Below are 6,114 nucleotides of genomic sequence, written 5' to 3'. Positions count from 1 at the left end.
TCCAGTCTGCGTAGGCGACAGTGTCTCAAACAGCTCTGCCATCAGGAAGGCAGGCTGGTGAAATAATCAGTGTTTCCTTAAAATTGTAAGTCAGGAGACTCAATTGCCATCGAGGATAATGAACGCATGAGCTTGCGCATCTCGGCCGTCGTAAAGACGAAGGTGATATGCGGTGCCACGCTCCACAATACTGATCTGACCAGTTTTGTGACATTGCGGGCCCAACAGACAGGCCGCCATAGATGCTTTGCGGGTGCGCACACTCGCAAACAGCCCGCCTTTGTTGCATTATGTCGGCATCTCGCGCGTAGCTGCCACTGTGGGCATGGACACTGCGTCCTTCATTCTTCTGCCTGACGGTCGTCATCTGGCGTTCAGCACCACTGGCGATCCTTCCAGCACACCAGTGGTGTTCCTTCATGGGGCACCTGGTTCGCGACTTCTGGGTGATCTGAATGCACTCGCGCAGCGTTGTCAGGCATACATCATCGCTCCCGATCGGCCCGGGTACGGAAAATCTGACCCTACCCACGCATCGTCCGTACTCGCCTACATCACCGACCTAATAGCCCTTGTCGATGCGCTCTCGCTTCACACCTTCCATGTGGCAGGTATATCGGCAGGTTGTGCCAGCGCATTAGCCGCCTGCTTCGCTATACCGAACCGTGTACGGTCAGCCACGCTGATTGCGGGCATTGTGCCAACGGACACGAGTCCTTGCACAACGCGACACAGTAGCCTTGAACTCACTATTGCCAGCGCCTGCCTCGCTGTACCCATCACCAGGGCCCTCGTCGACCGGCGTCTGCGGTCTTTCATTGCGCGGCCGGAAGCATTTATCAATACGCTGGCACCAGGGTTGAGCACCTGGGATCGCCAATGGCTCTCCGATCGTGCCGATCCGATCGTCAAGGCCCGCTTCCTCACGCATACGCTGGAAGGATTTCGACAGGGCTCCGCCGGCTTGCGTGGAGATCTGCCACAATTGTGCAAAGGATGGGGATTTGCCCCAGAAGCGGTATCGACATCGGTAACGATCTGGCACGGTACCGCGGATCGCATCGTGCCGCCCCGCAACGCGGAGGCGCTGGCCCGTAAACTGCCAGCGTGCAAACTTCAACTGCTAGACGGAGTCGGCCACTTCGTACTGCTAGATGAAACCCTCCTGGAGGCTGTGCTGCACGATACCGTACGGACACAACCGGACTAACACCCGCCGGAACGCTCAGGCTGCCACGCTCTTCAGCCACGTCAGGGCCGCAAGATAGATGAACACAGAAGCCGCCAGCGCCAGCATGGGGATCATTACCTTCCTCAAAGTGAAACCCTCGGCAATTTGCTTGTCATCAGATTCTCGTCGCCGAATCTCGCGGGCGATCTTGATGATGTCGTCGAGCAGTACTCCACCGACTACGGATAGGAGCACAAACACTTCCAACATCCAAATTTTGTCGAGCTCTGAACCACCCCGCTGAAACGCCGGCAGTAGTAGCTTATCGATGAGCCAAACAACTAGGATCGCCAGGCCCAGCGCGACAGCCGCAATAATGGCATCGTGATATTTCGGATTCATGATTACCCTCAGCCGAACACGATCGACAGCAGGATCAGCAACTCGTACAAAAGCAAGAGCCCCGCAAGATAGAGAAGCACTTTCTGCAAGGCGGAGCGGTTGTTCTTTCTTGATTCGCCAAGTATGGCCTGGATAGAAATGGCACCACAGGCAAGTGCTGCAACAAAAAGGGAATGCCGTGGAAATGCGATTAGCAACTGGGAAACAAGGAAGATGACCAGCGCAACCGCCAGCAAGACTGCCGCAAGCAAGCCGAACGATTCCGAGCCACTGGATTGAGTACATCCGCTCAACAAGCCCAAGCTCATGCAAGATAGTATCCGTTTGCACACTTTGACCTTCCTCCCTTGATCACTCGACAGATGTAGCCGGAGTAGCTTCAGAACGACTCCCATCTTTACACCATGACCACAGATCATTCCAGACGAATGGCGTAAGAAGCTCCATGCCCTAGTCTATCCAGCAGCAAGGGAAGCCATAACCTCTTCACTCTAAAACACTTGCTGAAATATTTCACGAGACTAGGAAAGTAGACCTGCCGCAAGTGATCTTGCCCCCGAATATCGGACTTCACCGCATCGGCAATGGCGGGCATCGCGCGGGCCGAGGACAGCACGCCGTCGAGCTGGCGGCCGCCCTGGTTGGAGACGATGATGCCGTCGGCGCCGAAGCGCACCGCGTCCTTGGCATCTTCGGGGTCGAGGATGCCCTTCTTCTCGGCGGCGACTGCGGCCAGGGTTTCGCCGCGGCGCATATGCTACTGGCGCCGAACTGGCTCAACCGAGCACGCCGGTCACGCCACCTGACCCGGCCCCTGCCCCTGCCCGCAGCATTCGCCCCAGCCGCGATGCTTGCTGGTGTGGCCGATGCCCGGGTTGAAGGTATTGGTGGGATCGAGCTTGCGGTAGAAACCCGCCAGCGCGGGCTTGGCCACATACAGATGGCCAACGTTGTGTTCCGCCGGATACTCGGCGCGGCGCGCGTCCAGCAGTTCCCACATGCGGTGCTCCATCGCCAGCGGATCGACGCCCTTCCTGACGATGTAGTCCTGATGGAAGACGTGGCAGAAGAAATGGCCGTAGTAGAGCTTGTGGAGGATCTCGCCCTCCAACTCGGCCGGCAACTGCTCGACCCAGTCACGATCGTTGCGGCGCAGCGCCACGTCCAGCGCGACGATATCCCCCACGCTGGCGGGGTGCGCCTCGCGGTAGCGGATCGCCGCGCCGGCGATGGCGAAGCGGTGCAGGAAGGCCTTGCGCCCTTCCTCGGCATCGCATTCGAAATAAGCACCCGAAGTCCGGCCGCCGAAATACTCGGCCAGGAAAGCCCGTGTGGCATCGGCGGTGTCGTTGGAGACACGCACCAGCAGATGGTGCTCGAAGCGCTGGCGCCATTCGCGCATTCGCGGCGGCAAGTGGCTGGGCAGCAGATTCATGCATGCCTGGATCACGCGGTCGGAGATGCCGCGCAGACCGAAGCGCTCGAAGAAGCCATCGACACGGCTCTTGAATGCGAACATCTTCGGCACCCTGACCGTGCCGAACCTGTCGATGAACAGGAAGGTGTCCTTGCCGTACTTCTCACCTATGTCGTAGGCGGCGCGGTGGATGTATTCACCGGCAATCGGCAGGCGCGGCAACTCCGTCAGCAGATGCCGGCGCACTGCCGTCAGGTCGTCGGGATCGTTGCTGCCGAGGTAGAACACGGTGCTGGCTTCCTTCGGGAAGGTGTCCAGCCGCACCGCGAACAGGCACAGCTTGCCGGCCGACCCCGAAGCCTCGAACAGCCGCGACGGGTCGGCGTTGAAGCGCGCCGGTGTGTCCGCATCGACGTCGCGCACGTGCGTGCCGTAGCCCGCGTCGGATGCGGCGCGCGCCGGATCGTTGGCGATGTCCGCCGCGCCGTACTCGCCCTTCTGCAAACGCGCGAGGATCTGCTCGGGCGTGTCGCCCAGCGCGATGCCCAGATGGTTGATCAGCTCGATCCGGCCATCCTCGGCCACGCGCGCGTACAGTGCCAGTTCGGTGTAGGCCGGGCCGCGCCGCACCAGCGCACCGCCGGAGTTGTTGCAGATCCCGCCCAGCACGGAAGCGCCGATGCAGGAGGAACCGATCACCGAGTGCGGCTCGCGACCGAACGGCGCCAGGGCCTGCTCGAGCCGGTCCAGCGTGGCGCCGGGCAGGCAGACCACCTGTGCGCCGTCGTTGATGACCCGGATGCCGTCGATGCGCAAGGTGTTGATGAGTACGATCTCGCGGTCGTAGGCATCGCCATCGGGCGTGGAACCGCCGGTCAGGCCCGTGTTGGCAGCCTGCATGATGACGATGCGGCCGGAGGCCACCACCGCCTGCAACACCTGCCATTGCTCCAGCAGCGTGCCCGGCCGCACCACGGCCAGCACCGGCCCTTCGCCGGTGCGGATGCCTTTGCGGAAGCGCCGCGTACTCTGCTCGTCGGTGAGCACATGACCATCGCCCACCAGTTGACGCAATTGCGCCAGCAATGCATCGCTGGTCACGGATGGAGAAGCTGCAGGGATTGCGGCGGCCGTGGTCATTGCTCAACCCTCCTGATCAGGCCTATTGGACCAGCAGATCGCCGGTGATTTCGGAAACGCTCTTGACGCTGGTCAGCGTCATGGCGACACGCATTTCCTTTTCCAGCAGATCGAGCAGGTTGGACACGCCAGCCTGGCCCTGGGCGGCCAGTGCGTAGATGAAGGCGCGGCCGATCATCGTGCAGTCGGCGCCGAGGGCGAGCATGCGCACCACGTCCAGGCCGTTGCGGATGCCGGAGTCGACCAGGATCTTGATCTGGCCTTTCACCGCATCGGCGATGGCGGGCATCGCGCGGGCCGAGGACAGCACGCCGTCGAGCTGGCGGCCGCCGTGGTTGGAGACGATGATGCCATCGGCGCCGAAACGCACCGCGTCCTTGGCGTCTTCGGGGTCGAGGATGCCCTTGATGACCATCGGGCCCTTCCAGAAGTCACGGATCCATTCCAGGTCCTTCCACGAGATCGAGGGGTCGAAGTTGGCCCCCAGATAGCCCATGTAGTCTTCCAGGTTGATGTCCTTGCCCTTGTAGGTGGAGATGTTGCCCAGCGTGTGCGGCTTGCCCTTGAGGCCGACGTCGATGGCCCAGTGCGGGTGCAGCACGGCCTGGATGTAGCGGCGCAGGGCGGCGTTGGGACCGCTCATGCCGGAGTGGGCGTCGCGGTAGCGGGCGCCCGGCACCGGCATGTCGACGGTGAACACCAGCGTCGAGCAGCCTGCGGCCTGGGCGCGCTCGAGCGCGTTCTGCATGAAACCGCGGTCCTTGAGCACATAGAGCTGGAACCACATCGGCCGCTTGAGCTTGGGCGCGACTTCCTCGATCGGGCACACCGACACGGTGGACATCGTGAAGGGGATGCCCTTCTTGTCGGCGGCGACCGCGGCCTGCACTTCGCCGCGGCGCGCGTACATGCCGGTGAGGCCGACCGGCGCCAGCGCGACCGGGATGGAGAGTTTTTCGCCGAACAGCTCGATGCTGGTGTCGAGCTGGCTCATGTCCTTGAGCACGCGCTGGCGCAGCGCGACTTCGGCGAGGTCGTCGACGTTGCGGCGCAGGGTCTTTTCGGCGTAGGCACCGCCGTCGATGTAGTGGAACAGGAAGGGCGGCAGGCGCTTTTGCGCGGCAGCCCGGTAATCACTGGCAGAAGAGATGATCATTGCGTTTGTCTTCCTTGATAGCTGGATCGGGCTGGCGAAGCATCAGCCCGGTTCATCGGGAATCAACGTGGGCACACGCGCTTCCTCGGGCAGGCGGCCGTAGCGGGCGCGCCTGGCGGCGTCGTCGTCGAAACGGCGAACGGTGTCGCGCACGAAATCGAGGTGGTTTTCGATCTGCGCACGCGCCTGCGGTGCGTCTCCGTCGAGGATGGCCTGCATCAGCGCGCGGTGCTGGTCGGTGAGTTCGTTGATGGTTTCCGCCGAACTCAGCGTGAACATGGTGCGCCGGCTGTGCATGACGTTGGAGAACACCAGTTCGAACAGGCTGTGCATCACGCGCAGCAGGACCACGTTGTGCGAGGCTTCGGCGATGGCGAGGTGGAACTGCGCATCGGCGCGCGCGGACAGCTCGGCGTGGCCGCTCTGCTGGTGGCGCACCATGACGTCGTAGCAGCGCCGGATGCGGTCCTTGTCGGCCTGCGTCGCGCGCAGCGCGGCATGCCAGGCAGTGCTGCTTTCGAGCGCATGGCGGGCTTCCAGCACGTCGTAGCGGTATTCGGGGTCCGCGGTGAGCAGGTTGGCCAGAGGCTCGAAGGTGCCCGACAGCAGAAAACCCCGGTTGCGCTCCTGGACGTAGGTGCCCGCGCCCCGCCGGCTGTGGAGCACGCCCTGGCTGACCAGCTTCTGGATGGCTTCCCGCAGGGAAGGCCGGGAAACCCCCAGTTGCTCGGCAAGCTGCCGTTCGGCCGGCAAGCGCTCGCCCGGCTGCCATTTGCCTTGCCGGACGAGGGTATGCAGTTGCTCGGCGATCTGATCAGCCAGGCGCAT

Annotated in this window: 6 protein-coding genes and 1 pseudogene; 1 reads left to right on the top strand and 6 read right to left on the bottom strand. The window is 62.5% G+C overall.

Annotated features, from left to right (window positions below; all coding sequences use genetic code 11):
- Positions 1-325: 325 nt before the first annotated feature.
- Positions 326-1,210, top strand: a complete 885-nt coding sequence (locus tag NX068_RS07360) for an alpha/beta fold hydrolase (RefSeq protein ID WP_263460632.1) — start codon at positions 326-328, stop codon at positions 1,208-1,210.
- Between the two features lie 15 nt (positions 1,211-1,225).
- Here NX068_RS07360 and NX068_RS07355 read toward each other — a convergent pair whose 3' ends face one another.
- The 6 genes and pseudogenes from NX068_RS07355 to lldR form a co-directional block, all read right to left on the bottom strand.
- Complete coding sequence (locus NX068_RS07355; protein WP_263460631.1) at positions 1,226-1,573, bottom strand: hypothetical protein; 348 nt, start codon at positions 1,571-1,573, stop codon at positions 1,226-1,228.
- Between the two features lie 8 nt (positions 1,574-1,581).
- Complete coding sequence (locus NX068_RS07350; RefSeq protein ID WP_263460630.1) at positions 1,582-1,881, bottom strand: hypothetical protein; 300 nt, start codon at positions 1,879-1,881, stop codon at positions 1,582-1,584.
- Between the two features lie 251 nt (positions 1,882-2,132).
- A pseudogene (locus NX068_RS07345) lies at positions 2,133-2,285 on the bottom strand (alpha-hydroxy-acid oxidizing protein); the annotation flags it as partial.
- 81 nt (positions 2,286-2,366) lie between these two features.
- Positions 2,367-4,130, bottom strand: coding sequence for a D-lactate dehydrogenase (gene dld, locus NX068_RS07340; RefSeq protein ID WP_263460629.1), 1,764 nt, complete (start codon positions 4,128-4,130; stop codon positions 2,367-2,369).
- Positions 4,131-4,152: 22 nt separating this feature from the next.
- Positions 4,153-5,286 (bottom strand): FMN-dependent L-lactate dehydrogenase LldD, encoded by a 1,134-nt coding sequence (gene lldD / locus NX068_RS07335; protein ID WP_263460628.1) that lies wholly within the window; start codon positions 5,284-5,286, stop codon positions 4,153-4,155.
- A 42-nt stretch (positions 5,287-5,328) separates the two neighbouring features.
- Positions 5,329-6,114 (bottom strand): transcriptional regulator LldR, encoded by a 786-nt coding sequence (lldR, locus tag NX068_RS07330; RefSeq protein ID WP_263460627.1) that lies wholly within the window; start codon positions 6,112-6,114, stop codon positions 5,329-5,331.

It is taken from the genome of Thauera carbonicopians (assembly GCF_025699485.1).
Taxonomy (GTDB): domain Bacteria; phylum Pseudomonadota; class Gammaproteobacteria; order Burkholderiales; family Rhodocyclaceae; genus Thauera.
The sequence above is the reverse complement of the archived record's forward strand: the minus strand, read 5'-3'. Positions and strand labels throughout refer to the sequence as shown.

What these genes read in the sequence shown, in the direction of transcription:
- NX068_RS07360 (WP_263460632.1), top strand. Translation starts at nt 326, where the DNA reads ATGGACACTGCGTCCTTCATTCTTCTGCCTGACGGTCGTCATCTGGCG.
- NX068_RS07355 (WP_263460631.1), bottom strand. Translation starts at nt 1,573, where the DNA reads ATGAATCCGAAATATCACGATGCCATTATTGCGGCTGTCGCGCTGGGC.
- NX068_RS07350 (WP_263460630.1), bottom strand. Translation starts at nt 1,881, where the DNA reads ATGAGCTTGGGCTTGTTGAGCGGATGTACTCAATCCAGTGGCTCGGAA.
- dld (WP_263460629.1), bottom strand. Translation starts at nt 4,130, where the DNA reads ATGACCACGGCCGCCGCAATCCCTGCAGCTTCTCCATCCGTGACCAGC.
- lldD (WP_263460628.1), bottom strand. Translation starts at nt 5,286, where the DNA reads ATGATCATCTCTTCTGCCAGTGATTACCGGGCTGCCGCGCAAAAGCGC.
- lldR (WP_263460627.1), bottom strand. Translation starts at nt 6,114, where the DNA reads ATGCGCCTGGCTGATCAGATCGCCGAGCAACTGCATACCCTCGTCCGG.